The organism is Actinomadura rupiterrae, assembly GCF_024172125.1.
Classification (GTDB): domain Bacteria; phylum Actinomycetota; class Actinomycetes; order Streptosporangiales; family Streptosporangiaceae; genus Spirillospora; species Spirillospora rupiterrae.
The window spans coordinates 536126-561262 of the sequence record NZ_JAMZEA010000008.1 but is presented as its reverse complement, the minus strand read 5'-3'; the positions used below and the strand labels follow the sequence as shown (position 1 = coordinate 561262).

23 protein-coding genes are annotated in these 25137 nt (G+C 73.4%); 10 read left to right on the top strand and 13 right to left on the bottom strand.

The window, feature by feature from the left end:
• Positions 1–17 precede the first annotated feature (17 nt).
• Positions 18–494 carry an Lrp/AsnC family transcriptional regulator gene (locus FHU30_RS30010; RefSeq protein ID WP_253880314.1) on the bottom strand — a complete coding sequence of 159 codons (477 nt, stop codon included), beginning with the start codon at positions 492–494 and terminating at the stop codon, positions 18–20.
• A 108-nt stretch (positions 495–602) separates the two neighbouring features.
• Here FHU30_RS30010 and FHU30_RS30005 point away from each other — a divergent pair, with 108 nt between their 5' ends.
• The gene (locus tag FHU30_RS30005) at positions 603–1907 is read left to right on the top strand and encodes an APC family permease (RefSeq protein ID WP_253880313.1); all 1305 of its coding nucleotides are present in this window, start codon (positions 603–605) and stop codon (positions 1905–1907) included.
• On the opposite strand, the gene FHU30_RS30000 is transcribed toward FHU30_RS30005, so the two are convergent.
• Together FHU30_RS30000 and FHU30_RS29995 are read right to left on the bottom strand one after the other, a co-directional pair.
• On the bottom strand, positions 1904–2218 hold the full coding sequence (locus FHU30_RS30000; RefSeq protein WP_253880312.1) for a nuclear transport factor 2-like protein: 315 nt from the start codon (positions 2216–2218) through the stop codon (positions 1904–1906). The two genes, FHU30_RS30005 and FHU30_RS30000, sit on opposite strands and share 4 nt — an antisense overlap.
• Before the next feature lie 34 nt (positions 2219–2252).
• Positions 2253–3263, bottom strand: a complete 1011-nt coding sequence (locus tag FHU30_RS29995) for an alcohol dehydrogenase (RefSeq protein WP_253880311.1) — start codon at positions 3261–3263, stop codon at positions 2253–2255.
• 163 nt (positions 3264–3426) lie between these two features.
• Between FHU30_RS29995 and FHU30_RS29990 the strand changes: the two genes are divergently transcribed.
• From FHU30_RS29990 to FHU30_RS29980, 3 genes are all read left to right on the top strand, one after another.
• The gene (locus tag FHU30_RS29990) at positions 3427–4119 is read left to right on the top strand and encodes a TetR/AcrR family transcriptional regulator (protein ID WP_253880310.1); all 693 of its coding nucleotides are present in this window, start codon (positions 3427–3429) and stop codon (positions 4117–4119) included.
• 114 nt (positions 4120–4233) lie between these two features.
• A complete protein-coding gene (locus tag FHU30_RS29985; RefSeq protein WP_253880309.1) occupies positions 4234–6591 on the top strand; it encodes a WD40 repeat domain-containing serine/threonine protein kinase in 2358 nt (785 codons plus the stop codon).
• A complete protein-coding gene (locus tag FHU30_RS29980; RefSeq protein ID WP_253880308.1) occupies positions 6576–8696 on the top strand; it encodes a WD40 repeat domain-containing serine/threonine protein kinase in 2121 nt (706 codons plus the stop codon). Before FHU30_RS29985 ends, FHU30_RS29980 begins: the two co-directional genes overlap by 16 nt.
• 22 nt (positions 8697–8718) lie before the next feature.
• Here FHU30_RS29980 and FHU30_RS29975 read toward each other — a convergent pair whose 3' ends face one another.
• On the bottom strand, positions 8719–9591 hold the full coding sequence (locus tag FHU30_RS29975; protein WP_253880307.1) for an aldo/keto reductase: 873 nt from the start codon (positions 9589–9591) through the stop codon (positions 8719–8721).
• 109 nt (positions 9592–9700) lie between these two features.
• Here FHU30_RS29975 and FHU30_RS29970 point away from each other — a divergent pair, with 109 nt between their 5' ends.
• Together FHU30_RS29970 and FHU30_RS29965 are read left to right on the top strand one after the other, a co-directional pair.
• Positions 9701–10264: a PadR family transcriptional regulator gene (locus FHU30_RS29970; RefSeq protein ID WP_253880306.1), complete on the top strand. Its 564-nt coding sequence runs from the start codon at positions 9701–9703 to the stop codon at positions 10262–10264.
• A 2-nt stretch (positions 10265–10266) separates the two neighbouring features.
• A complete protein-coding gene (locus FHU30_RS29965; protein WP_253880305.1) occupies positions 10267–11037 on the top strand; it encodes an SGNH/GDSL hydrolase family protein in 771 nt (256 codons plus the stop codon).
• Here the strand turns inward: FHU30_RS29965 and mca are convergent.
• Together mca and FHU30_RS29955 are read right to left on the bottom strand one after the other, a co-directional pair.
• Entirely contained in the window at positions 11024–11881 is an 858-nt protein-coding gene (mca, locus tag FHU30_RS29960; protein ID WP_253880304.1) for a mycothiol conjugate amidase Mca, read from the bottom strand. The genes FHU30_RS29965 and mca overlap by 14 nt on opposite strands.
• A gap of 25 nt (positions 11882–11906) precedes the next feature.
• Positions 11907–12557 (bottom strand): TetR/AcrR family transcriptional regulator, encoded by a 651-nt coding sequence (locus tag FHU30_RS29955; RefSeq protein ID WP_253880303.1) that lies wholly within the window; start codon positions 12555–12557, stop codon positions 11907–11909.
• Between the two features lie 103 nt (positions 12558–12660).
• Between FHU30_RS29955 and FHU30_RS29950 the strand changes: the two genes are divergently transcribed.
• The gene (locus FHU30_RS29950; RefSeq protein WP_253880302.1) at positions 12661–14118 is read left to right on the top strand and encodes an MFS transporter; all 1458 of its coding nucleotides are present in this window, start codon (positions 12661–12663) and stop codon (positions 14116–14118) included.
• Here FHU30_RS29950 and FHU30_RS29945 read toward each other — a convergent pair.
• On the bottom strand, positions 14102–15319 hold the full coding sequence (locus tag FHU30_RS29945) for an MFS transporter (RefSeq protein ID WP_253880301.1): 1218 nt from the start codon (positions 15317–15319) through the stop codon (positions 14102–14104). The two genes, FHU30_RS29950 and FHU30_RS29945, sit on opposite strands and share 17 nt — an antisense overlap.
• A gap of 56 nt (positions 15320–15375) precedes the next feature.
• Between FHU30_RS29945 and FHU30_RS29940 the strand changes: the two genes are divergently transcribed.
• A complete protein-coding gene (locus tag FHU30_RS29940; RefSeq protein WP_253880300.1) occupies positions 15376–16335 on the top strand; it encodes an ArsR/SmtB family transcription factor in 960 nt (319 codons plus the stop codon).
• Here FHU30_RS29940 and FHU30_RS29935 read toward each other — a convergent pair.
• The gene (locus FHU30_RS29935; protein ID WP_253880299.1) at positions 16325–16660 is read right to left on the bottom strand and encodes a putative quinol monooxygenase; all 336 of its coding nucleotides are present in this window, start codon (positions 16658–16660) and stop codon (positions 16325–16327) included. The two genes, FHU30_RS29940 and FHU30_RS29935, sit on opposite strands and share 11 nt — an antisense overlap.
• Positions 16657–17700: an aldo/keto reductase gene (locus tag FHU30_RS29930; protein ID WP_253880298.1), complete on the bottom strand. Its 1044-nt coding sequence runs from the start codon at positions 17698–17700 to the stop codon at positions 16657–16659. Before FHU30_RS29930 ends, FHU30_RS29935 begins: the two co-directional genes overlap by 4 nt.
• Before the next feature lie 192 nt (positions 17701–17892).
• Here FHU30_RS29930 and FHU30_RS29925 point away from each other — a divergent pair, with 192 nt between their 5' ends.
• Positions 17893–18771 (top strand): helix-turn-helix transcriptional regulator, encoded by an 879-nt coding sequence (locus FHU30_RS29925; protein WP_253880297.1) that lies wholly within the window; start codon positions 17893–17895, stop codon positions 18769–18771.
• On the opposite strand, the gene FHU30_RS29920 is transcribed toward FHU30_RS29925, so the two are convergent.
• Both FHU30_RS29920 and FHU30_RS29915 read right to left on the bottom strand, forming a co-directional pair.
• On the bottom strand, positions 18735–19397 hold the full coding sequence (locus tag FHU30_RS29920) for a response regulator (protein ID WP_253880296.1): 663 nt from the start codon (positions 19395–19397) through the stop codon (positions 18735–18737). The two genes, FHU30_RS29925 and FHU30_RS29920, sit on opposite strands and share 37 nt — an antisense overlap.
• A gap of 72 nt (positions 19398–19469) precedes the next feature.
• Positions 19470–20618, bottom strand: a complete 1149-nt coding sequence (locus tag FHU30_RS29915; protein ID WP_253880295.1) for a sensor histidine kinase — start codon at positions 20616–20618, stop codon at positions 19470–19472.
• 222 nt (positions 20619–20840) lie between these two features.
• Between FHU30_RS29915 and FHU30_RS29910 the strand changes: the two genes are divergently transcribed.
• On the top strand, positions 20841–23072 hold the full coding sequence (locus FHU30_RS29910) for an MMPL family transporter (protein ID WP_253880294.1): 2232 nt from the start codon (positions 20841–20843) through the stop codon (positions 23070–23072).
• Positions 23073–23132: 60 nt separating this feature from the next.
• On the opposite strand, the gene FHU30_RS29905 is transcribed toward FHU30_RS29910, so the two are convergent.
• On the bottom strand, positions 23133–24191 hold the full coding sequence (locus tag FHU30_RS29905; protein WP_308211422.1) for an RNA polymerase sigma-70 factor: 1059 nt from the start codon (positions 24189–24191) through the stop codon (positions 23133–23135).
• On the bottom strand, positions 24188–25114 hold the full coding sequence (locus FHU30_RS29900) for an NAD-dependent epimerase/dehydratase family protein (protein WP_253880293.1): 927 nt from the start codon (positions 25112–25114) through the stop codon (positions 24188–24190). Before FHU30_RS29900 ends, FHU30_RS29905 begins: the two co-directional genes overlap by 4 nt.
• Between the last annotated feature and the right edge of the window lie 23 nt (positions 25115–25137).

Here is a 25137-nt window from a genome sequence, read left to right as displayed (position 1 = left end):
TCCAAGAGAGGCTTTTTCTACTTCCTAGAAGCATCGCTTATGGACAGCGGTTCGAGCACCGGGTTGCGCACGTGCTCGAAGATCACCGAGGTCCGGAACCCGGCGATCTCGGGGCGCTTGCTCAGCCGGTCCAGCAGCATCGCGTGCAGGTCGTCCAGGTCCCGGACGGCCACGTGCAGGACGATGTCGTCGCCGCCCGCGACAGTGAACACCCCGATGACCTCGGGCAGCGTGCTCACGTACGCGATCGCCGCGTCGATCACCTTCCGGCTCAGCGGCCGGATCTGCAGCGCCACCAGCGCCTGCACGCCGCGGTCGAGCGCCTTGAGATCGATGTCGGCGTGGTAACCCCGGATCACGCCGCGCCGGGTCAGCGCCCGCACCCGCTCCAGGCACGTGGACGGCGCGACACCGAGCATCCGGGCGAGCTCCCGGTTCGAGGTCCGAGCGTTCGCCTGGAGAATCCGCACGATCTCCGAATCAAGTTCGTCCATGACCGTGATTCTGGTCGATTTCCGGTCGAACGTTCGGCGAGGCCCCCATATGGGCGCCGGGCTGCCTACCTTCGAGGCCACATCCCGGACATCCGAAAGGAGCGCTCGTTGACGGCTGCCCAGGTTCCCGCCGAGACCCGCCCCGCCCGGCCCGCGCCCCCGCGCGGGCGGCTCGGCGTGGGCACGGGCACGGCGCTGCTGACCGGCGCGGTGCTCGGACCCGGCGTCCTCGCCCTGCCGCATTTGGCCGCGGCGGCGGCCGGACCGTCCGCGATCATCGCGTGGGCCGCGCTGCTGGTGCTCAGCGCGCCGGTGGCACTGACGTTCGCGTCGCTCGGCGTCCGGCATCCCGACGCGGGCGGCGTCGCGTCGTTCGCGCGGCGCGCGTTCGGCCCGCGCACCTCGATGGCGGTCGGCTGGTGGTTCTTCGGCGTGGTCCCGGTCGGAACGGTGGCCGGCGCGATGATCGGCGGGGACTACGTCGCGTCCGCCGCCGGGTGGGGCCGTCCGGGCGCGGCGGCCGTCACGCTGGCACTGCTCGCCGCGGCGTTCGCGAGCAACCACGGCGGGCTGCGGCTGTCCGGCCGCGTGCAGCTCGCGCTGGTCGCGGCCCTCGCCGTCCTGCTGGTCGTCGCGATCGGCACGGCGATCCCGCACGTGCGCGCGGACGCCTTCACTCCCTTCGCCCCGCACGGCGCGGTCGGCGTCGCGCAGGCGGCGGGCGTCCTGTTCTTCGCCTTCGCAGGCTGGGAGGCCGCGAGCCACCTCTCGGCCGACTTCGCGTCCGGCAAAAGCAGCGAAACCGGGACGTTGCTGCGGCGGGCGACCGTCGCGACGCTCGGACTGGTCGGTGTCCTGTACCTGGGGCTCGCGATGACGGTTACCGGCGCGCTGGGCTCGCGCGCGGAGACCTCGCCCGTCCCGCTAACACTGCTCTTGCAGGACGGTATCGGGCAGGCGGCCAAGCCCCTCACGGCGGTCGCGGCCATCGCGCTCAGCTTCGTCGCGATGAACACCTACATCGCGGGCGGCGGACGGCTCGGCGCGGCGCTCGCCCGCGACGGCGCGCTACCCCGCGCCCTCGCGCGCGGCGCGGACGCCGGGCAGGTCCCGCACCGGAGCCTGGTCGTGCTCGAAGTGATCTCCGGGGCGGTCGCCGCGGCCGCGCTGGCGTTCGACCTCGGCCTGGACCCGCTGATGCGCGCGACCTCGGCCTGCCTCGCGGCGGTGACCCTGGTCGGCGTCGCCGCCGCCGTCCGGTTGCTGCCGCGCGGACGGTCCCGGGCGCTCGCGCTGACCGCGACCGTTTTCGTCGGCGTCGTCGCGCTGTCCTGCGGCTTCTACCTGGCGATTCCAGCGGCCGTCGCGCTGGCCGTCGTCCTCACCGTCAGGCCCGAACCGCCCGGCGCCTAAGCCTGGCCGGTCTCGAAGCGGGCGATCTTGCCGTCCTGGACGATGAAGCGCCAGGACGTGCGCATCGAGCCCCACGTGTCATTGGTGTAGTTCGCGACGAACGAGCGGCCGTCCGGCGAGGTGGACTCGATCTCCATCCGGCCGTTGGACGAGAAGATCTCCCGGTCGGCCCAGTCGGACAGGTCCCGGTCGGAGCCGTCGTCGGACATCGTCGCGTCCGGGGTCAGCGCGGCCTGGAACGCGTTCCGGTCGCCCGCGTTGACGGCGTCCACCAGCGTCCGGACGGCGGGATCGAGCTGTGCGGTGGTCATGTGTCCTCCTGGTCGGTGGTCATGTTTCTCCAGTTCAGATGGTCAGGACGGTCCGGAAACGGGCCTTGTTCATGGTCTGGAAGGCGTCCTCGGCCTCGGCGAGCGGACGGGTCTCGATCATCGGGCGGACGCCGGTCAGCACGGCGAACTCCATGGCGTCCTCGGAGTCGGCGGCATGCCCGCTGTACCAGCCGGTCACCTCGCGCCGCCCGAAGACCAGCAGGTCGCCGGGGACGGGGATCGGGTCGTGGTCGTTGGCGATCACGACCATCCGCCCGTTGGGGGCGAGGCCGGTCGCGATGTCGGCCTGCGCGGACGCGGACCCGGCGGTGGACAGCACGACCCGCGCGCCGCCCAGCTTCCGCAGCCCGGCACCGGCGCCGCCGGACGCCTCGCTGTCGACGTACTCGTCCGCGCCGAGCCGCCGCGCGACGTCCTCCTTGGCGCGGCCGCGGTTCACGGCGACGACGCGGAAGCCCATCTTGTCCGCGTACTGGACGGCCAGGTGCCCGAGCCCGCCGATGCCCTGGACGGCCACGGTGTCGCCGGGCCGCGCGCCGCTGTGCCGCAGCGCGTTGAAGGTGGTGAGGCCCGCGCACATCAGCGGCGCGGCCTCCCCGAAGGTCAGCTCGTCCGGGACGGCGGCGAGCGCGGCCTGCGGCGCGACCATGTACTCGGCGTACCCGCCGTCGTAGCTCGCGCCGACGATCTTGCGCTCGTCGCAGTTCACGAAGTCGCCGCGGCGGCACGCGCGGCACACGAAGCAGTGCCCGCCGTGCCAGCCGACGCCGACCCGGTCGCCGGGCCGCCAGGCGGTGACGCCGTCACCGACGGCGTCCACGACACCGGCGACCTCGTGCCCGGGCGTGCGCGGCAGGCCGAGGCCGAGCGCGTCGAACCGGGCCACGGCGTCGCCGCCGCACACGCCGCAGGCGTGCACCTTCACCCGGACCTGGTCGCGTCCCGGCTCGGGGACGGCCAGCTCCACGGCCTGGAACGGCTCGCCCGCGGCGACGGCCCGGACGGCCCGCATGGTGCTGCTCATCAAGTCCTCCTCTGAGGGGTGTTCCTGCGGCCCGGCGGCCGCATTCGGGACATGGCGAGAGCCATGCCGAAACTTGGCCGCCGACCGTGGATATCAGCGATATCCGGTCGATGCTTCCGACGCTACCATACAAGCGCTAACGCCGATTTGTTACCATCGATACATGCCGGAACGTTCGCCTGCCCGGGACCGGATCGTCGCCGCGGCCGCCGACCTGCTCGTCCAGCAGGGCCGCGAGGCGGTGACCACGCGCGCGGTCAGCGCCGCCGCCGGGGTCCAGCCGCCCGCCATCTACCGCCTGTTCGGGGACATGAGCGGCCTGCTGGAGGCCGTCGCCGCGGACGGCTTCGCGCGCTACCTGAAGATCAAGAACGCCCAGCCGCGGGCCGGCGACCCCGTCGACGACCTGCGCGCCGGCTGGGACCTGCACATCGGGTTCGGCCTGGACAACCCGGCGCAGTACCGGCTGATGAGCGAGTTCCTCGGCCCGGGGTCGGACCATCCGGCGGCCCAGGAGTCCCGCGACATCCTGCGCGGGCTGGTCGAGCGCGTCGCCGAGGCCGGACGGCTCGCCATCGGCATCGACCAGGCCGCCGAGATGATGCTCGCGGCCGGGGTCGGCGTGACGCTGACGCTGCTGGACCAGGCGCCCGAGCGCCGCGACCCGGGCCTCTCCGAGCGCACCCGCGAGGCGGTCATCGCCGCCGTCACCACCGACCGCACCGCACCCGAGGACCGCGAACCGTCCCGCCGCGCCGTCGCGCTGCGCGCCGTGCTGGACGAGTCGTCCGCCGAGTTCACGCCGGGCGAGCGCCTGCTCCTGGACGAGCTACTGGCCCGCCTCTCCCCGGCCTAGCCGCCGCGCTCGGCGGCCTCTGCTCGATCTGGCGGGTATCGGGCGTCCTGATCACGTGGATGGGGTCTGTCACAACGGCACCAAAGGGACATGGACGTCTGCTAGAACATCCGGGTGGAAGCCCTGCGTCCCGGAGACCCCCGGCAGATCGGACCCTACCGGCTGGAATCGCGCCTCGGCTCGGGCGGGATGGGCCGGGTGTTCCTCGGCGTCTCGCCGGGCGGGCGCCAGGTCGCGGTCAAGGTCATCGAGGCCGGGCACGCCGAGGACCCGCGGTTCCGCCGCCGGTTCGCGCGCGAGATCAACGCCGCCCGGAAGGTCGGCGGGTTCCATACCGCCCAGGTCGTGGACGCCGATCCGGACGCGCCGGAACCCTGGCTCGCGACCGCCTTCATCCCCGGCCCGTCGCTGCGCGAGGTGGTCGCCACGCGCGGCCCGCTCGGCCGGGACGACCTGCGCGCGCTCGCGGCCGGGCTCGCCGAGGGCCTCACCGCGATCCACGCCCACGGCCTGGTGCACCGCGACCTGAAGCCGGAGAACGTGATCATGGCGGCGGACGGGCCGCGGATCATCGACTTCGGCGTCGCGCGCGCCGCCGACGCCACGTCCCTGACCTCGGCGGGCGTCGTCGTCGGCACGTACGCGTTCATGGCGCCCGAGCAGGTCCTCGCCGGACCGCCCGAACCGGCCTCCGACGTGTTCTCCTACGGCTGCCTGCTCGCCTTCGCCGCCGCGGGGGTCGGCCCGTTCGACGCCGACACCATCCCGGCGATCGTGCACCGCGTCCTCAACGACGTGCCCGAGCTGGAGGCCGTCCCGGACGTCCTGCGGACGCTCGTGTCGGTCTGCCTCGCGAAGGACCCGGCGGCCCGTCCGACCGTCCAGCAGGTGCTCGCGCACCTCACCGACCCGAACTCCGGCGCGCTCCCCACGCCGAGCCTCGCCGCGCTCCTCCGGGCCCCGGAGGTCGAGCCGGAGATCGAGCCCCTGGAGCCGCACCCGACGCCGGACGGCCCCACCCAACTCTCGTCCACCATGCTCGCCACCCGCGAATACAGCGAACCCCCCGCCGTCCCGCCAGCGCCGAGCCCGCAGTCGCCCCCGGCGCAGTCACCCCTACAGCAGCCGGCGCCGCAGGGGCCCGCCCCGCACGCGGTCGACGGGCAGGCGGCCGACCCGCACGCGCAGGGGCCGCAGGCGGTCGGCCCGCAGGGGCCTGGGCCCCACGCGGCGGGGCCGCACGGACTGGGGCCGCATGGGCCTGGCGCGCACGCGGTCGGTGCACACGGGCAGGGGCCGCAGGGGCCTGGCGCGCACGCGGTCGGTGCACACGGGCAGGGGCCGCAGGGGCCTGGGCCGCACGTGGTCGGTCCGCATGCACAGGTTCCGGCGTTGGCGCGGGGGGCGTCGGTGGACGGGGGGAGGCGGGCGTTGCTGATCGGGGGCGGGGCGGCGGTCGCGGCGGCGGCGATCGGGGTTCCGGTTGCGCTGCTGCTCGGGGATTCGGGCGGCAAGAAGAAGGCGGCGCAGCCCAAGAAGGCACCGCTCATCGCGTTCGTCTCGCCGGTCGCGACGCTCAGCGGGCACACGCAGGGCGTCCGGAGCGTCGCGTTCAGCCCGGACCGCAAGTACCTGGTCAGCGGCAGCGACGACTCGACCATCATCATCTGGGACATCGCGGCCGGGCACCCCGCGCGGACGCTGCGCGGCCACACCTCCAGCGTGCTCAGCGTCGCGGTCAGCCCCGACGGAAGCACGGTGGCCAGCGCCGCGCTCGACCGGTCCGTCCGGCTGTGGGACGCGGCGACCGGCGCGCTCAAGCAGACGCTGCCCACCGTCGAGTTCGGCCCGGTCTCGGTCGCGTTCAGCCCGGACGGCTCCCTCCTGGCGGGCTGCAATCCCGACATCTGGATCTGGGACGCCCGATCCGGCCGCAAGCTGCGCACCCTCACCGGGAGCGGGAACTCCGGCGTGCACGACGTGGCGTTCAGCTCCGACGGGCGGACGGTCGCCGCCGTCACCGACGGCTACTACAAGAAGGCGCCCGGCAGCAGCGTCCTGATGTACGACCCGGTGAGCGGGCGCCGCACCGGCACGCTCACCGGGCACAAGGACAGCGTCCGCGCGCTCGCGTTCCTGCCTGACGGCAAGTCCGCAGCGGCCGCCGGGAACGAGGGGATCGTCCGGATCTGGGACTACCGGTCCGGGACGACCACCGGGACGATCACGGTCGGCGGCGGCGCGATCCACAGCCTCGCGGCGACGCCGGACGGCCGCACGCTCGTCGTCGGGAACACCGACCGGACCGTCCGGAGGTTCGACCTCGCGACCCGCGCCCCGGCCGGGACGCTGACCGGCCCCGCGTCCGACATCGAGTCGGTGCGGGTCAGCCCGGACGGCTCGCTGATCGCGGCCGGCTCCGGCAACGGCTCGGACGCCGACCCCAACGTCTACCTGTGGAAGGCCCGCTGATGGAGCCGCTGCGTCCCGACGACCCGCGCCAGGTCGGCCCGTACCGGCTGGACGGACGGCTCGGCGCCGGCGGCATGGGCGAGGTGTTCCGCGGCGTCTCGCCCGGCGGGCGGCTCGTCGCGGTCAAGCTGATCCGCGCCGAGTTCGCGACCGACCCGCAGTTCCGGTCGCGGTTCGCGCGGGAGATCGAGGCGGCCCGGAAGGTCGGCGGGTTCCACACCGCGCAGGTCGTGGACGCCGACCCGGACGCCGAGTCGCCGTGGATGGTCACCGCGTTCGTGCCCGGCCCGTCGCTGCGCCAGGTCGTCGTCCGGCAGGGCCCGCTGCCGCCGGGCGAGGTCCGCCGCGCCGGCGCCGCCATCGCCGAGGGGCTGAAGGCGATCCACGAGAGCGGGCTGGTGCACCGCGACCTGAAGCCCGGCAACGTGATCATGTCGTCGGACGGCCCGCGGATCATCGACTTCGGCATCGCGCGCGCCGCCGACGCCACGTCCCTGACCTCGGCGGGCGTCGTCGTCGGGACGTTCTCGTTCATGTCGCCCGAGCAGGTGTGCGCCGAGGAGACCGGCCCGCCCGGCGACGTCTTCTCGCTCGGCTGCCTGCTCGCCTACACCGCCACCGGACGCGGCCCGTTCGACGCCCCGACGATCCCCGCGATCGTCCACCGGATCACCGACGGCGAGCCCACCCTGGACGGCCTGACCGACGACCTGCGCGACATCGTCGCCGCCTGCGTCGCCAAGGACCCGGCGCAGCGCCCGACCGTCCCCGACCTGATCACCCGCCTGACCACCCCGCAACTCCCCGCCGCAACGCCCCACGCCCCGCAGTTCGCCCCCGACAATCCGCAAGCCGCACCCCTTGGCGCGCACGCCGCCGCCCCGGGTGCGCAAGCCGCAGCGCTAAGCCCGCAAGCCGCAGCGCCCGGCGCGCATGCCGCAGCGCCGGGCCCGCAAGCGGCGCAGGGCGCGCCTCACGGGCATGGCGGGCAGCTCGGGTTTCCAGGGCAGCTGGGGACGGTGCCGGGGGGTGGGGTTCCGGCGGTGACGTCGCCGCGCGGTTCTGGCGGGCCGTCTCGGCGGGCGTTGCTGATCGGGGGCGGTGCGGCTGCGGCGGTCGCGGTTCTGGGCGGGACGGCGGGGGTCCTGCTGTGGCCGGAGAGCGGTTCGGCCGGGCAGGGCGACGTTCCGGCGACGCCGCTCGGGACGCCCGTCCCGACCACGCTGCCGAACACCGCCGTCGACATGTTCCAGCTCGCCTTCAGCGCGGACGGCAAGCGGCTGTCCGGCCTCGGGTTCGAGGCGCTCTGGAACTGGGACCTCGCGACCGGGCAGGGCAAGGTCGCCGAGCTGGACTTCGACGGCTGGGAGCGGCCCTACACGCTCAGCGCGGACGGCCGGATCGCGGCGGCCGGCACCCGGAGCGGCACGTTCACGATCCGCGACGTCCTGACCGGGAAGGCGATCGGCACCCTCCCGTCCGGGACGCGGGTGCAGTCGGTCGCGCTCAGCCCGGACGGGCGGCTGCTCGCCTACATCGGCCAGGACAACTCGCTCCAGGTCTGGGACGTCTCCGCGAAGAAGACCGTCAAGACCGTCCCGAACTACGCCCGCAGCACCCAGAGCGTCCTGCTGTTCAGCGCGGACGGGCGGGACGTCCTGCTCGGCGAGGGCGCGGTCAAGCGGACCCGGGTGGCGGACGCGCCGGTCAAGGGCGCCACGCTCGGCGTGCCGAGCGCGGTCACCCAGATCGGCGCCCCGGTCGTGGCGGTCGGCCCGTCCGGCTCGACCATGGCGTCCTCCAACTCGACCGGCGACTACACGATCTACCTCGGCCCGCCGGACGACCACGGCAGCACGAAGCTCGAAGGCGGGCACAAGGGGCAGATCACCACGCTCGCGTTCAGCCCGGACGGCAAGGTGCTCGCGAGCGGCGCCGAGGACGGCCTGGTCTGCCTCTGGCACGTCCCGACCGCCCGGCAGGTCGCGTCGGTGACCGCCGACCCGAAGCAGGTCGAGTGCGTGACGTTCAGCCCGGACGGCCAGTCCTTCGCCAGCGGCGGCCGCACCGGTGTCACCAAGATCTGGACGTTCCCCGGCCACTGACCGCGGCGGCCGGGCGAGGCGGTCAGACCGCGTTGGAGAGCGCCTCGAACTCCGCGTCGGTGAGCGTGATCTCGGCCGCGGCGAGGTTCTCCTCCAGGTGCGCGACGCGGGACGTGCCGGGGATCGGCAGCATCACCGGCGAGCGCCGCAGCAGCCAGGCGAGCGCGAGCTGGCCCGGGGTGGAGCCGTGCTCCTTGGCGAGGCCGTCGAGCGGCCCGCCCGGACGCGCCAGCTCGCCGACCGCGATCGGGAACCACGGGATGAACGCGATGCCCTCGGCCTCGGCGTAGTCCAGGACGTCCTCGGACTTGCGGTTCGCCAGGTTGTAGAGGTTCTGGACGGACGCGATCTCGGTGGTCTCGCGGGCGCGCTTCAGCTCGTCCACGCTGACCTCGGACAGCCCGATGTGCCGGATCTTGCCCTCGTCGCGGAGCAGCGCCAGCTCGCCGAGCGACTCCTCGACCGGCACCTTCGGGTCGATGCGGTGCAGCTGGTAGAGGTCGATGCGCTCGACGCCGAGGTGGCGCAGGCTCAGCTCGGTCTGCTGGCGCAAGTATTCCGGACGTCCGACGGGACGCCAGTCGTCCGGGCCGGAACGGGTGAGGCCGCCCTTGGTCGCGATGACCAGGTCGTCCGGGTACGGGTGCAGGGCCTTGCGGATCAGCTGCTCGCTGACGAACGGGCCGTACGAGTCGGCCGTGTCGATGAAGTTCACGCCCAGCTCGGCGGCGCGGCGCAGGACGCGGAGCGCCTCGTCCGGGTCGGCGGGGTCGCCCCAGACGCCGCGCCCGGTGATCCGCATCGCGCCGTAGCCGAGCCGGTTGACCGGCAGGTCCCCGCCGATGGCGAAGGTCCCGGACGCGTCGGCGGGGCGGGCGGTGGTGTTCTCGGTCATCTCAGCATCAACCCTTCGCAGTGGTGGCCCGTTCAATCATGCCCGGACGGGCGCCGGATGATCTCCTTATAGTCAACAAATTGATTAATCACTGGGGTACGCTCTAGCCATGTCGTTGCGCAACGCGGTGCTGGCCGCCCTCTTGGACGGCGAGGCCTCCGGGTACGACCTGGCCAAGAACTTCGACGCCGGTGTCGCCAACTTCTGGATGGCCACGCCGCAGCAGCTCTACCGCGAGCTGGAGCGGATGTCGGGCGAGGGCCTGATCGAGGCGCGGGTCGTCGAGCAGGAGCGGCGGCCCAACAAGCGGCTGTTCTCGCTCACCGAGGAGGGACGGCGCGCGCTGCGCGAGTTCACCGCCGCACCGCCGAAGCCGGGTGCGATCCGGGACGAGCTGATGGTCAAGGTGCAGGCGGTGGACGGCGGCGACGCCGAGGCCGTGATGGAGGCCGTCCGGGAGCGGATGCTGTGGGCCGAGGCGAAGATCGCGCGGTTCGAGCGGCTGCGCGCGCGGCTGCTCGCCGGCCGGACCGAGGCCGAGCACCTCGCCGAGGCGGAGCGCGTCGGCCCGTACCTGACGCTGATGCGCGGGCTGGAGTTCGAGCGGGAGAACCTGCGCTGGGGCGAGCTGGCGCTCGCCGTCCTGGAAGCACGCCGGAGCCGGGTGGAGTAGTCGTGGGATATCTGCGTTATGTCGCGGTCGGCGACAGCCAGACCGAAGGGCTGATGGACGGCGACGAGGCGTCCGGCTACCGGGGCTGGGCCGACCGCCTCGCCGAGAAGCTGGCCACCGCCGAGCCGGGGTTCCGGTACGCGAACCTGGCCGTCCGGGGGAAACTCGCGGGCGCGATCCGTGCAGGCCAGACGGACGCGGCACTCGCCCTGAACCCGGATCTCGTCACCGTCATGGCCGGGATGAACGACCTGATCAGGCCGGGCTGCGACGCGGACGCGGTCGCCGCCGACCTGGACGCGATGATCGGAGCGTTCGCGGCGTCCGGCGCGACCGTGGTCGCCTTCACCTTCCCGGACGTCGGCACGATCGCGCCGCTGGTCGCGCGGCTGCGGCCGAGGGTGATGGCGTTCAACGACCGGATCCGCGCGATGGCCGAGCGGCACGGCGCCGTCCTCGTGGACACCTGGGGGCACCCGGTCGTCACCGATCCCCGGATCTGGAACCCGGACCGCATCCACGCGTCGCCGCTCGGGCACGCGCGGATCGCGGCCGCCGTCGCGCACGCGCTGAACCTGCCCGACAGCGACGCGAGCTGGTCGGACCCGCTGCCGCCGCTGCCGGCCGTCCCGGCGTGGCGGCGCGCCGGAACCGAGCTGACCTGGGCCGCGACGTTCCTCAGCCCGTGGGTGTGGCGGCGGATCCGGGGCCGCTCGTCCGCGGACGGCCGCAGCGCCAAACGCCCCGAACTGCTACCGGTCACTCTCCTTTAGGGATGCCTGCGAACAGGTCGTCTTCGGGGAGCGTGACAGGGATGTGCGCCTTCGCCAGGTAGTAATCCTCGGTCGGCCATACGTCGCGCTCCACGTCGCGGTCGTGCAGCATGAATCCGCCGTTCGGATCGATCTGCGTAGCGTGCGCGAGCAACGCCTTGTCCCTGGTGGCGAAGTACTCCGCGCACTGGACGCGCGTAGTGAACTCAGGTGCCGGGACGTCGTCGGGGAACTCCTTCAGGACGTCCGCCATAGGCGACGGCAGGCCGCGCGCGGTCATCCCATCGTGGAGCGCCTGGAACCACGCCTTCGACAAGGCGCCGTGGTAGTAGAGCTTGAGCGGCTGCCACGGCTCGCCCGCCTCGGGGAAACGGTCGGCGTCACCCGCTGCGTCGAACGCCGCGACGGTCACCTCGTGCGTGCGCACGTGGTCGGGATGCGGATAACCACCGGTCTCGTCATAGGTCACAACCACGTGCGGACGGAACGCACGGATTTCGCCGACAAGGCGCGCTACGGGCTCGTCCATCGGCGCGAGGGCGAAACAGCCGTCCGGGAGCGCTTCGCCAGGCGCGGGCAAGCCGGAGTCGACGAACCCTAGGAAACGCTGCTGGACGCCCAGGATCGTCCGCGCCGCGTCCATCTCCGCGCGCCGGATCTCGGCCAGTCTCTCCCGGACCCCCGGACGGTCCATCCCAGGATTGAGGACGTCGCCGCGCTCGCCGCCCGTGCAGGTCACGACCAGCACCTCGGCCCCCTCGGCCGCGTACCTGGCCAGCGTCGCCGCGCCCTTGCTGGACTCGTCGTCGGGATGGGCGTGCACGGTCATCAGTCGCAACGTCATGGGCGAAACATTAGGTCAGACCTAATTAATCTGCAAGCCTAAATTTAGGATCGACATACACTCCTGCCCGCGCGGCACAGCACGCGGCGTGCGCGGCCCGGTCGGCGACCGCCTCGTCCAGCGGATCGCCGCTGGCCAGGAAGCGGTAGTACACCGGCGCGGACACCGCGCGGATCACCTCGGCGGCGTCCGTCCCCTCGGGGACCTCGCCGCGCTCGACGGCCTGCGTCACGCACGGCGCCCACTCCGCGATCCGGGCGGCGTAGAAGCGGTGCAGCGCCTCGGCGGTGCGCTCGTCGCCGGTCGCGGCGGCGATCACGGCCTTGAACAGCGCGCCCTGCCGCTCGTCGGTGAGCGTCGCGACGACCAGCCGGGCGTTCTCGCGCAGGTCGCCGTCCAGGGAGCCGGTGTCGGCGCGCGCGACGGACTGCTCGGCCATGCCCTCCAGCAGGTCGGCGACCAGCACGCGCGGACTGCCCCAGCGCCGGTACACGGTCGTCTTGCCGACCTCGGCGCGGCGCGCGATCTCCGCCAGGTCGATGCCGTCGAAACCGCACTCGATCAGCGCGTCCTCGGCGGCGCGCAGCACGGCGGCGCGCACCCGGGCGGTCCGTCCACCAGGACGCACCGTGCCAGGCGCGGTCTCCTCCTCCGGCGCGGACTCCGTCTCGGGCACGTTCTGCGGCATAACGGGTCTCCAGTTCCATTTAGGCGCGGCGGGTGGTACCGTCGAGCCCATCCTAACGGAACTACAGAACCGTTAACTGCTGGAGGCTTCCATGGCCGCGTCCACGTCCGCCCCCTCACCCGCGCACACCTCACCCGCGCACCACTCACCCGCGCTCACCTCGCCCGCGCGCACCGCCGCGCCGCCCGACCGCATGACCGGGCGGCAGCGGCTGCTGCTCACGCTGCTGCTCGGCGCGCAGTTCATGGTCGCCGTCGACTTCTCGATCCTGAACGTCGCGCTGCCCGAGGTCGGCGCGGGCCTCGGCTTCTCGGTGGCGAACCTGCAGTGGGTCGCCACCGCGTTCGCGCTCGCCGCCGCCGGGTTCACGCTGCTGTTCGGCCGCCTCGCCGACCTCGCCGGACGCAAGCGGCTGTTCATCGGCGGGATGGCCGTGCTCGGCGTGTCCTCGCTGGTCGGCGGGCTCGCGACCGGGCCGGAGATGCTGCTGGCCGCGCGCGTCGCGCAGGGCCTGGCGACCGCCGCCGTCACCCCGGCCGGGCTCGCGCTGCTGACCACCGCGTTCCGCGAGGGGCCGCTGCGCGAGCGGGCGCTCGGCCTGAACGGCGCGCTGATGTCGGCGGGCTTCACCGCCGGCGCGATCCTCGGCGGCCTGCTGACCAGCCTGCTGTCCTGGCGCTGGGCGTTCCTGATCAACGTCCCGGTCGCCGCGCTGGTGGTCGCGCTCGCACCCCGGATGATCACCGACGCGGCGCCGCGCGTCCGGGCCCGGCTGGACGTCCCGGGCGCGGTCTCGGTCACCGGCGGCCTGCTGCTGCTCGTGTTCGGCCTGACCCGCGCCGGCGAGCACGGCTGGACCTCCCCGCTCACGCTGCTCGCGCTCGCCGCCGGCGCCGTCCTGGTCGTCGCGTTCTGGTTCGTCGAGAAGCGCGCCGCGCAGCCGCTCGTCCCGACCGCGCTGCTCCGCCGCCGGACGGTCGTCTGGGGCAACACCGCCGGGCTCATCGCGTTCGTGACCGAGACCTCGCTGGTCTTCCTGCTCACGCTCTACCTGCAGAAGGTGCTCGGCTACTCGCCGCTCGCCACCGGCCTGGCGTTCGGCGTCCTCGGGCTCGGCACCGTCCTCGGCGGCACCCTCGGCGGACGCGTCGTCGGACGGTTCGGCACCCGCGCCACCATCCTCACCGGCGGCCTCGTCCAGGCGGCGGCGACCGCGACCCTCGTCGCGCTCGGCACCTCGCACGCCTGGATCGCGCTGCTGCTCGCCGCCACCTTCGTCGGCGGCGTCGGCAACATGCTGGTGATCGTCGCGTTCATGGTCACCGCGACGTCCGGCCTGGACGACGCCGACCAGGGCCGCGCGACCGGCGTGGCCACGATGACCCAGCAGATCGGCATCACGCTCGGCACCCCGATCATGAGCGCGGTCGTGGTCGCGAGCTCGTCGGGCGGCGTGCTGCCCGGCCTGCGCGTCGCGATCGGCGTGAACGCGGCGCTGGTGGTCGCCGGGGCCGTCCTGGCCGCCGGGTTCCTCAAGCGGTCCCGTTGACCGGACGGCGCTCCGCGCGCGCGGCCCTGGCCAGAGTGGCGACGGCCAGGGCCGCGACCAGCGCGCACACGCCGTTCCAGCCGAACCGCTCGAAAGCGTGCGCGCCGAGCCACGAACCGACGCTGCCGCCGAGGTACGCGCAGGTCATGTAGGCCGTGTTGAGGCGGCTGCGCTCGGAGTCGCGCAGCGCGTATATGCGGACCTGGTTGGCGACCATGCCGGACTGCATCGCGACGTCCAGCACGAGGAACCCGGCGACGAGACCGGCGAACCCGATCGGCCCGCCGAGCGTTCCCGCCGCGAGGACCAGCGCGGACGCGACGACCGCGAGCATGCTGAGCCGGTTGACCACGTCCGGGCCGCGCCGGTCGGCGAGGCGTCCGGCGAACGGCGTGCAGACCATCGTCGCGGCGTTGACCAGCGCGAGCATCCCGACCGCCCGCGTCGTCAGGCCGTAGGCGGGGCCGGTCAGCAGCAGCGCGACGCCCGTCCAGGCCGCCGAGAACCCGCCGAAGACCGCCGCCTGGTAGAAGCAGGACCGGCGCAGCTCGGGCTCGGTCCGCAGCAGCCGGAGCGACGCGGCCAGCAGTGCGGGGTAGCGGTCGCGAGACGCCGGACGCGTTTCCGGCAGGACGCGCGCCAGGACCAGCGCCGACACGAGCGTCAGGGCGGCCATCGCCAGGTACGGCGCGCGCCAGCCGAGCCACTCGCCGACGAACCCGCCGAGCGTCCGGGACAGCAGCATGCCGCCGATCGATCCGCCGAGCAGGATCCCGCTGGTCATCCCGCGCCGGTCGGCCGGGACGAGGCCCGCCGCCATCGGCCCGAGGATCGGCGCGATGACCGTGACCGCGCCGACGAACGCGGACGCGGCGACGAGCGGCGCCGTCCCCGGCGCCGCGCCGGCCGCGAGCAGGCCGAGGCCGGTGAGCGCGAGCAGCGCCACGACCAGCCGCCGGTGCGGGACGCGGTCGCCGAGCGGCACCAGCAGGAAGATCCCCGCCGCGTAGCCGAACTGCGTCGCCGTCACGGCGAGCGCGGCGGTGTCCGGCGAGACGCCCAGCCCGGACGCGATCGACGGGCTGATCGCCTGCGGGAAGTAGACGTTCCCGACGGCGATGCCGCAGGTCAGCGCGAGCAGCAGGACGACGCCGCGCCCGACGTCCGGCCGCGCGCCCGCCTTCTGGAGAGTCATTGCCATGCGGTCGAGTCCACGGCATGCGGCGGCGGTCGCCAATGGATGTAGCGTGGAACTTAATGATCAGTTTCGAGCTGGACGTCGAGGACCTCGCCGACACGAGGTTCGCCGTCTCGCCCCTGCACGAGACCGTCGTCAGCCTCCGCGTGCTGCGCGACCCGAGCCTGTCGGCGCTGCACCTGCCGTGGCGCCGGGCCGCCCTGGACGCCGTGGACCCCTCGGACCTGCGCCTGCTGCTGTCCCTGGTCAGCGCCCGCCGCACGCTGCCCGACCACCTGACGCCCCGTCCGGACGAGTTCGAGCCCCGCTTCGAAGCGGAACTGGACCGCGTGCGGCGGACGCCCACCGCCCACGTCCGGCGCGACCTCGCTGCCGCCCACGCGCCGAACGACCTGCCCGAACCGCTCCGCGCCCCGGACACCGCCGCGCTCCACGAGGCCATCTGCGACGTCCTGCACCGGTTCTGGGAGCTGGCGATCGCGCCGCACTGGCAGCGGATGCGGCTCGTCCTGGAAGCCGACATGACCTACCGCGCGCGCCGCCTCGCCCTGGGCGGCGCGCGCCTGCTGTTCGCCGACATGCACCCGAACCTGCGCTGGCAGGACGGCGTGCTGCACATCAGCAAGATGATCAGCCACCACCACGTCGCGGCGCGGGGGCGCGGGCTGCTGCTCATGCCGTCGGTCTTCGTCCACAAGCCCGCCCCGCCGCTGAGCCCGGACGAGCCGCCGGTGCTCGCCTACCCCTGCCGGGGCGTCGGCACGCTCTGGGAGGCGCCGCCCCCGCCCGACCTCCCGGCGCTGGACGCCCTGCTCGGCGCGCCCAAGGTCCGGCTGCTCGCGCTGCTCGCCGAGCCCCTGCCGACGATCGAGATCGCCCGCCGCCTCCGGGTCACGCCGAGCGCGATCTCCCAGCACCTCCAGGTGCTGCACGCGACCGGCCTGGTGAGCCGGGCGCGCGACGGCCGCCAGGTCCTCTACCGCCGGACGGCCGTCGGCGACGCCCTGCTCAACCCGTGACCTCCGTTGGCGGCGGCTCAACCCAGATTTCGGCCAGCCTCCTGATGGTGACGGGTTCGGCGAGGATCGACGCCAGCACCTGCTCGACGTGCCGGAAGTGCGGTGTCGTGAAGTGCTCGTCCAGGGCGTCCTGGCCGGTCCACTCCTCGACGACGAGCATGCGGGACGGGTCGTTCGGGTCGGTGTAGGGCTGGTAGGCGAGGCATCCGGGCTCGTCCAGGGACGGCTCGATCATCGCCTCCAGCGCGGTGCGCAGCCGGTCCTCCTGCCCCGGCACGGCCCGGAGCTCCGCCACCACGACCAGCGCCGTGCCCCCGGGGGTCACGGGCGGGCCGGGCCGGTGCCGGCGCCGGACGCGGTGATCGCGGCGGAGACGGCGTCCAGGTCGTCCTGGGTGAGCGTCACCTCGGCGGCGCCGATCCAGCCGTCCACCTGCGCGGACGTCCGAGCGCCGACGATCGCGCCGGTGATGCCGGGCCAGGCCAGCGCCCACGCGATCGCGGCCTCGGGGACGGTCACGCCGTGCCGGGCGGCGATCGGCCGCAGCGCCTCGGCGACCTGGAGGTTGGCGGCCAGGCCCGTGGTGAAGTCGGCGTGCCCGAGCCGCCAGTCGTCGGCGGGCAGGTTCGCGACCCGCTCGGCGGAGAACGCGCCGGTGAGCAGGCCGGACTGGAGCGGCGAGTAGCCGATCACGGCGGTGTCGTTGCCGCGCGCCCAGGCGATCTCGGCGGCGGCCGACCGGTTGATGGCCGAGAACGGCGGCTGGATCGCGTCCACGTGGGCGATCTTCTCGGCCGCCTCCAGCTCCTCGACGGAGTGGTTCGACAGGCCGATCGCGCGGACCTTGCCCTCGGCCTTCAGGTCGGCCATGACCTGCCAGTACTCCTCCAGCGGCGTCGCGTTCGGCGACACCGCGCCGAACCCGCCGCCCGCGTACTCCAGCGACTCGCCGGTGTCCGGGTAGTGCACCTGGTAGAGGTCGATGCGCTCGACGCCGAGGCGGCGCAGCGAGTCCTCCAGCTCGCGCCGGACGCTCGCCGGCTTCATGATCCGGCGCGGCGCGGCCTGCGGGTCGGCGGGGTCCCAGACCAGGCCGGCCTTGGTGAACACGTACGGGCGCTCGGACTCGGGCAGCCCCGCGACCGCCTTCCCGACCAGCTCCTCGGAGTGCCCGAGGCCGTACACGGCGGCGGTGTCGATCCAGTTGACCCCGGACCGGACCGCGTGCCGGACGGCCTCGATCGACTCGGCGTCGTCGGTCGCGCCCCAGCCGAACTTCCAGCCGGGCCCCGCGACCGCCCACGACCCGAAGCCGAGGCGGGTGATCTCCATGTCGGTGCGGCCGAAGCGAACAGTGTCGGTCATCTTCGTGGTGCTTCCTTGCTCGATGCGGATCGGATGACCATCACTGTCGTCCGGCGCAAGCGCGCTACCCAGTGCCAGCGCGTGCCTGGGCGCGACGTGACCAGGCTGCTCTGCGTGACTGGGCGCGGCATGCCGGTTGCCTGGGCGCGACGTGACCAGGAACCACTTGGCCCGGAGCGCGATACTGGAGCCATGGTCTTGGACAGGCGCGCCGAACTGGGCGAGTTCCTCCGGTCACGCCGGGCCCGGCTGCGGCCCGAAGAGCTCGGGCTGCCCGACTACGGCGGACGCCGGCGGGTCCCCGGGCTGCGCCGCGAGGAGCTGGCCCTGCTGGCCGGGGTCAGCGTGGACCACTACGTCCGGCTCGAACAGGGCCGCACGCTGCACTTCTCCGAGGAGGTCCTGGACGCCGTCGCCCGCGCGCTGCGGCTGAACCCGGCCGAGCGCGAGCACCTGTTCCGGCTGGCCCGGCCCTGGTCGGGGACGGACGCCCCGTCCCCGCCGCAGACCGTCCGGCCGGGCCTGCGGCGGCTCCTGGACGCGGCGCCCGACGTGCCCGCCTACGTCGTCGGCCGCGACACCGACGTGCTCGCCTGGAACCGGCTCGCCGCGGCGCTGATCACCGACTTCGGCGCGCTGCCGCCGGAGGAGCGCAACCTCGCCCGGCTCGTCTGCCTGGACGAGGGTGTCCGCGCGCTCTACGAGGACTGGCCGGGCAAGGTCGCCGACGTCGCCGCGTTCCTGCGGCTCGACTCGTCCCGGCATCCCGACGACCCGCGCACCGCCGCGCTGATCGAGGAGCTGTCGGCCGAGAGCGCCCAGTTCCGCACCGCGTGGGCGGAGCACCAGGTCAAGGACAAGACGCACGGCCGGTACATCTACCTGCACCCGGTCGTCGGACGCCTGGACCTCGCGTACGAGACGCTGCGGCTGCCCGACGACCCCGACCAGGCGCTCATCGCACACACGGTCGAGGAGGGCTCGCCGTCGGAGGCGGCGCTGCGGCTGCTGGCGACGCTGTCCCAGCAGGAGCTTCAGGACGTCCGGGGCGCCACCAGGCCGGACTCGTAGGCCAGCACGACCAGCTGCGCGCGGTCCCGCGCGTGCAGCTTGATCATCGCCCGGTTGACGTGCGTCTTCGCGGTCACCGGGCTGATCGCCATGCGGACCGCGATCTCGTCGTTCGACAGCCCCTGCGCGACCAGCGCGACCGCCTCGCGCTCGCGGTTGGTCAGCTCGTCCAGGCCCGTCCCGGCGCCCGTCCGGGGCGGCCGCGCGACGTACTGGCCGATCAGCCGCCGGGTGATGGACGGCGCGAGCAGCGCGTCCCCGCGCGCCGCGACCCGCACCGAGTGCAGGAGGTCCTCCGGCTCGATGTCCTTGACCAGGAAGCCCGCGGCCCCGGCGCGCAGCGCGTTGAAGACGTACTCGTCGAAGCCGTAGTTGGTCAGGATGACCACGTGCACCCCGGCCAGCGCCGGATCCGCCGCGATCCGCCGGGTCGTCTCGATGCCGTCCAGGACGGGCATCTGGATGTCCACGAGCGCGACGTCGGGCAGCGTCTCGCGGGCGAGCGCGTGCCCCTCCGCGCCGTCCGCCGCCTCGGCCACCACCTCGATGTCGTCCTCGGCATCGAGCAGCGCCCGGAACCCGCCGCGCAGCAATGGCTGATCGTCCACCAGAAGCACCCGGATCACGAGCACGCCACCAACCGCTCGTCCTGCACACGGATCACGAAGACCTCACCGGCCGCTCGTCCTGCTCGCGGGTCATGCGGGGCCTACGGGGAGTTCGGCCTGGACGGTGAAGCCACCTTCGCCTCGGGGTTCGGCGCGCAGGCGGCCGCCGAGGGCGGTCACGCGCTCGCGCATGCCGAGCAGTCCGACACCCGGGACGGGCGCGTGGCCCGGCGTCGCCCTGCCGTCGTCGTCCACCCTGATCGCGAGCATCCCCGGACGGTAGTCGATCACGATGGACGCGGTCGTCGCGGCGGCGTGCCGGGCGGTGTTCGTCAGGGACTCCTGGACGATCCGGTAGGCCGTCCGGTCCACCTCGGTCGGGACGTCGTGCCGCTGGCCCTCGATCGTCAGGGTCGTCGCCAGGCCCGTCCCGCGGGCGCGTTCGACCAGGTCGGAGACGTGGTCGAGACCGTGCGGCGGGGTGGCCGCGTCGTCCCGCAGCGTCTCCAGGGTCGCGCGCAGCTCGCGGGTCGCCTCCCGTCCGGCCTCCTGGATCGCGAGCAGCGCCGCGGGCACCTCCTCGCCGCGCTTGCGGGCCAGGTGCACCGCCACCCCGGCCTGCACCTTGATGATCGAGATCTGGTGGGTGAGCGAGTCGTGCAGCTCGCGCGCGATGTGCAGGCGCTCCTCGCTCGCGCGCAGCCGGGCGGTCTCCTCGCGGGTGCGCTCCGCCTCGTCCGCGCGCCGCTCGGCCTGCCGCAGCGCCACCCCGGCGGCCCCGGCGGCGATCAGCCACGCGATCTCCAGGACGCCGCGGGCCTGCGCGACCGCCTCGGCCAGCGACCAGCCGCGCGGGGCGAGCAGGGCCGCGAGCGGCAGCGTGAGCAGCAGCGTCACGCTCGCCGCGACCGAGACCGCGTGATGCCCCGCCCGGACGGCCGCGTACACCGCGAACAGGAACGCCACCGCGGGCACCTCGCACCCGAGCGCCTGGTAGCCCGCCACGCACACCCACGTCACGCCGAGGACGACCACCGGGGCCTTGCGGACGAACGCCAGCGCGAGGCCGCTGCCGCCGATCAGCGCGTAGCCGAGGATCTCCAGGGCGGTCGCGGGACGTCCCTGGGCGAACGCGGTGGTCAGGAGGGCCCCCGCCAGGCAGACCGCGATGATCCAGTCCCTGCCCCGGGCCCAGACGGCGGACGTTCCAGTGCTCAAAGCCGCCAGTCCGGTACGCATAGCCGCAACCTAGCCGCATCCCGGCGCGGCCACCTCCTGCGCGCGGACGAGCGGTCCGCTACTGCGCCCGCAGTAGATCCACATCGTCCGCAGCAGAAAGGCGCGTGAATTGCGCCGCCGGACGTAGCGCACATTGCCTTCGCCGGGCGGACGCGCCGCGCGGATCCGGCCGGAATCATCAATTCCGTCCAGCCGTGACGAACGACTGCTCAGGAGTTGACGATGACGACCGAGAAGGCCCGCGAGGACGGTTTCCTCGCCGGGCTCGCCCGCTTCTGCCACCGGCGCAGACGCCTGGTCCTGCTGCTCTGGGTCGCCGGGGTGATCGCGGTGGCGTTCGCCGGTTTCGGCTTCGGCGCCGCGTCCGACAACGATTTCTCCGGCAACGCGTCCGAATCCGCACGGGCGCAGAAACTCATCGAAAAGCATTTCCCCGAGCAGCAGGGCGACACGCTCACCCTCGCCATCAAGGCGGACCGGGGCATCGACGACCCGGCCGCCAAGCAGAAGATCGACAAGCTCGTCGCCGAGCTGGACGCCTCGCCCGCCACCGGCCCGATCGTCTCGCCCTACCGGGACCCGGCACTGGTCACCAAGGACCGCCGAATCGCGCGCACGACCATCCCGCTGACCAGCCAGAACGTCAAGATCGGCGACGTGCGGTCGCTGGTGACGGCGGTCAAGGACGCGTCCGGCGGCGGCGTGACGCTCGGCCTCGGCGGCGACAACGCCGAGAAGGCCGAGACGCCCGGGCAGGGCGCCGGCGAGAGCGTCGGCGTGCTCGCCGCGGCGGTGATCCTGTTCATCGCGTTCGGCTCGCTGGTCGCGATGGGCCTGCCGATCGTGACCGCGCTGATGGCGATCGTCGGCGGCATCGCGCTGATGAAGCTGGTCGGGTACATCTTCCCCGCGCCGGACTTCACCGTGGTCGTGTCCGCGCTGATCGGCCTCGGCGTCGGCATCGACTACGCGCTGTTCATCGTGACCCGCTTCAAGGAGGCGCTGAAGGACGGCGACCTGCCCGAGGCCGCCACGGTCAGGGCCATCACGACCGCCGGGCACGCGGTGCTGTTCGCCGGGACGACCGTCGTGATCGCGCTCCTCGGCCTGGTCGCGATGGGGCAGCGGCTGATGACCGGCGTCGCGATCGCCGCGTCGGTGACCGTCCTGGTCACGATGGTCGCGGCCGTGACGCTGCTGCCCGCCTTCCTGGGCTTCGCCGGCTACAAGATCAACTCCCTGCGCCTGCCCCGCCGGACCACCCGCGCCGAGCGCGCCCGGAACGCCCAGGCCGCGGCGAACGTCCCGGCCTCCGAGGCCGTGCAGGGCGTCGTGGACGGGCAGGGGCGGGGGCACGCCCGACGGACGGCGGCGGAGCGGTGGGCGGCGCTGGTGCAGCGGCGGCCGTGGGTCGCGGCCGCGCTGGCCACGGCGGGGCTGCTCGTCCTCGCGGCGCCCGCGCTGTCGATGCGGCTGAGCCTGCCGGACGCCAGCGTCCAGCCGCACGACCGCAGCAGCTACGTCTCGTACCGCATCCTGTCCGAAGGCTTCGGGCCCGGTTACGGCGCGCCGTTCGTCTTCGCCACGCCGATCGCGTCCCGCGACGCCGACCTGCGCCCGATCGTCCAGGCGGTCTCGAAGACCGAGGGCGTCGCCTACGTCACGCCGCCGCGGGTCAGCAAGGACGGGCAGGCCGCCGTCTTCATGGCCTTCCCGACGACCGGCTACCAGGACAAGGCGACGCCGCGCCTGGTGCACCACCTCCGGGACGACGTGCTGCCGGGCGTGCCGGGCGGCAAGGCCGTCCACCTCGGCGGGCCGAACCCGGTGACGGTCGACTTCTCCGACATGATCGGCGCGCGGCTGCCGCTGATGATCGCGGTCGTGCTGGCGCTGTCGCTGGTCCTGCTGCTCGCGCTGGTCCGGTCGGTGACGATCGCGGTCCAGGCGGCCGTGATGAACCTGCTGTCGATCGGCGCCGCCTACGGGGTGCTCGTCGCGGTCGTCCAGTGGGGGTGGCTCGGCAAGGCGCTCGGGTTCCCGACCGCGATGCCGGTCACGAGCTGGGTGCCGATGATGATGTTCCCGATCCTGTTCGGGCTGTCCATGGACTACGAGGTCTTCCTGATCTCGCGGGTCCGCGAGGAGTACGTCCGGACCGGCGACACGAGGACGGCCGTCTCGCACGGCCTGGCCCGCACCGCCAAGGTCATCACCGCCGCCGCGGCGATCATGGTCGCCGTCTTCACGACGTCCCTGCTCGGGCCGGACGTCGGGGTGAAGCAGATCGGCCTCGGCATGTCGGTCGCGGTCCTGGTGGACGCGACGATCGTCCGGCTCGTCCTGGTTCCGGCGGTGATGGAGCTGTTCGGCAAGGCCAACTGGTGGATGCCGTTCCGCCGCCGCGCCTCGGCTCCGGTTCCCACTGCGGTCGAGGAGCCCGCCGGGGTCTGATCGTCCTGTCCGGTTCGCGAGCGCGGGAGGCCCGGCCTCCCGCGCTCTTCGCGTACGGCGTCACCCCTCGCGGCGCGCTCCGCCTCCGGGACCGTGTCGGTACGTTCCGGCTCCGGACTCGTTCCGGTGCGTTCCGGCTCCGGACTCGTTCCGGTGGGCGTTCGCCTCGCGGTTGACCTCCCAGGCGTCGGCCACCGGTCCGAGATGGGCGAGCTTGTCGGGGTTGATGACCGTCCGGATCGCCTGGATCCGGCCGTCGAGGACGTCGAGCGTCCAGGTGTTGAGGACGCGGCCGGTGCGGTCCCGGAAGATCGCGCCGGGCTGGCCGTTCACCGCGTGCGGCTCCACCGCGACGCCGATCCCGGCGAGCGGCCCGGACATCGCGGCGAGCAGCCGCAGCACGTTCGCCGAGCCGAAGACCCCCTTGCCCCACTGCGGCGCCTTGCCGCCGCTGTCGGCGACCATGTGGACGTCGGCGGCGAGCATCCCGGCCAGCGCGTCCACGTCGCCCTGGCGGAAGGCGTCGAGGAAGCGTTCGGCCAGCTCCCGCCGCTCCCGCCGGTCCGCCTCGAAGCGCGGACGGCCCTCGTCCATGTGCCGCCGCGCCCGGACGGCCAGCTGGCGGCACGCCGCCTCGGACCGCCCGACCGCCTGCGCGACCTCGGGAAAGCCGAATCCGAACACCTCGCGCAGCACGAACACGGCGCGTTCGAGCGGGCTGAGCCGTTCGAGGAGCAGCAGCGCCGCCATCGACACCGAGTCGGCCAGCTCCGCCGACCGCTGCGGGTCGTCGTAGGGGTCGGCGAGCAGCGGCTCGGGCAGCCACGGCCCGACGTACTCCTCGCGCCGGACGCGCGCCGACCGCAGCACGTTGATCGAGATGTGCGTGACCACGGCCGACAGGTACGCCTTCGGCGACTCGGGCGCCGTGCCGGCCGCCTCGTACCGCAGCCATGCCTCCTGAACGGCGTCCTCGGCCTCGGTCACGCTGCTCAGGATCCGGTACGCGATCGAGAACAGCAGCGGGCGGAGCTCCTCGAACTCCTCCGTCCGGCTCGTCCCCGGGGCGGCTCCGGAACTCGCATCGGGGTTCGCGTCGTCTCCTCCGTGGACGCTCACGCGAGGACGTCCTTGAAGCCCTGGCGCCAGGACGGGTGAGCCGGTTCCCAGCCGAGCTCGGCCTTGGCCTTGGCGTTGGACGAGCCCTTCGCCTTGGTCATCATCGTCACCGCCACCTCTCCGGCGAGCAGCCCGCCCAGCCACGCCGGAATCCGCATCGGCTTCTTCGCGCCCGCGCACGAGGCCAGGTAGGGCAGCCACTCCCGGACCTCCGCCGGGTCGTCGTCCACGATGTTGTAGATGCCATGCGCCTTCTGCTCGATGGCCTTGAGGGTCGCGTCCGCCGCGTCGTCCAGGTGGATCCACGACCAGACCCCGGCGCCGTTGCCGATCTGCGGGAACTTACGCTTGCGCAGCATCTCGACCTGGTCGTCCGTCGCGCCCGGACCGTAGAACCAGCCGTAGCGCAGCGCCGCGCCGCCCGCCTTGAGCACCGCCTCCTCCAGGTACCGGACGGGTTCCATCGCGACCAGCGGGCCGAAGCCGGACGACAGGTCCAGCGGGTCGCGCTCCGGGCCGTCCCATCCGCCGTCGCGCGGGCCGTTCGCGGCGGCGTTGCTCTGCGCCACGATGTGGGACACGCCTGCGGCCTCGGCAGCGGCCAGCAGGTTGTCGGTGCCTTGCGTGCGCAACTTGACCGTCCCGGCGAAGTACCGCTCGGACTTCATGTTCGTCCCCGCGTGGACGACGCCGAGCGCGGTCATCTGGTGGACGAGGACGTCCGGCTCGGCGCCGGTGACCGCCTCGCGGACGGACGCGGCGTCCTGACCGTCCATCACGACCGGCTTGGCGCCCAGCTTCCGCAGCAGCTCCAGCTTCGCCTTGCTCGTCGTCGTCGCGGTCACCTCGTGCCCGCGCGCGATCAGGAGCGGCACGAGCCGCTGTCCCAGAACCCCGCTTCCACCTGCAATGAACACCTTCATGACTGCACCAATCCGACTAGCCG

What these genes read in the sequence shown, in the direction of transcription:
- FHU30_RS29990 (WP_253880310.1), top strand. Translation starts at nt 3,427, where the DNA reads ATGCCGGAACGTTCGCCTGCCCGGGACCGGATCGTCGCCGCGGCCGCC.
- FHU30_RS29930 (WP_253880298.1), bottom strand. Translation starts at nt 17,700, where the DNA reads ATGACCGACACTGTTCGCTTCGGCCGCACCGACATGGAGATCACCCGC.
- FHU30_RS29970 (WP_253880306.1), top strand. Translation starts at nt 9,701, where the DNA reads ATGTCGTTGCGCAACGCGGTGCTGGCCGCCCTCTTGGACGGCGAGGCC.
- FHU30_RS29915 (WP_253880295.1), bottom strand. Translation starts at nt 20,618, where the DNA reads ATGCGTACCGGACTGGCGGCTTTGAGCACTGGAACGTCCGCCGTCTGG.
- FHU30_RS29995 (WP_253880311.1), bottom strand. Translation starts at nt 3,263, where the DNA reads ATGAGCAGCACCATGCGGGCCGTCCGGGCCGTCGCCGCGGGCGAGCCG.
- FHU30_RS29900 (WP_253880293.1), bottom strand. Translation starts at nt 25,114, where the DNA reads ATGAAGGTGTTCATTGCAGGTGGAAGCGGGGTTCTGGGACAGCGGCTC.
- mca (WP_253880304.1), bottom strand. Translation starts at nt 11,881, where the DNA reads ATGACGTTGCGACTGATGACCGTGCACGCCCATCCCGACGACGAGTCC.
- FHU30_RS29975 (WP_253880307.1), bottom strand. Translation starts at nt 9,591, where the DNA reads ATGACCGAGAACACCACCGCCCGCCCCGCCGACGCGTCCGGGACCTTC.
- FHU30_RS30010 (WP_253880314.1), bottom strand. Translation starts at nt 494, where the DNA reads ATGGACGAACTTGATTCGGAGATCGTGCGGATTCTCCAGGCGAACGCT.
- FHU30_RS29910 (WP_253880294.1), top strand. Translation starts at nt 20,841, where the DNA reads ATGACGACCGAGAAGGCCCGCGAGGACGGTTTCCTCGCCGGGCTCGCC.
- FHU30_RS30000 (WP_253880312.1), bottom strand. Translation starts at nt 2,218, where the DNA reads ATGACCACCGCACAGCTCGATCCCGCCGTCCGGACGCTGGTGGACGCC.
- FHU30_RS29945 (WP_253880301.1), bottom strand. Translation starts at nt 15,319, where the DNA reads ATGGCAATGACTCTCCAGAAGGCGGGCGCGCGGCCGGACGTCGGGCGC.
- FHU30_RS29940 (WP_253880300.1), top strand. Translation starts at nt 15,376, where the DNA reads ATGATCAGTTTCGAGCTGGACGTCGAGGACCTCGCCGACACGAGGTTC.
- FHU30_RS29925 (WP_253880297.1), top strand. Translation starts at nt 17,893, where the DNA reads ATGGTCTTGGACAGGCGCGCCGAACTGGGCGAGTTCCTCCGGTCACGC.
- FHU30_RS29950 (WP_253880302.1), top strand. Translation starts at nt 12,661, where the DNA reads ATGGCCGCGTCCACGTCCGCCCCCTCACCCGCGCACACCTCACCCGCG.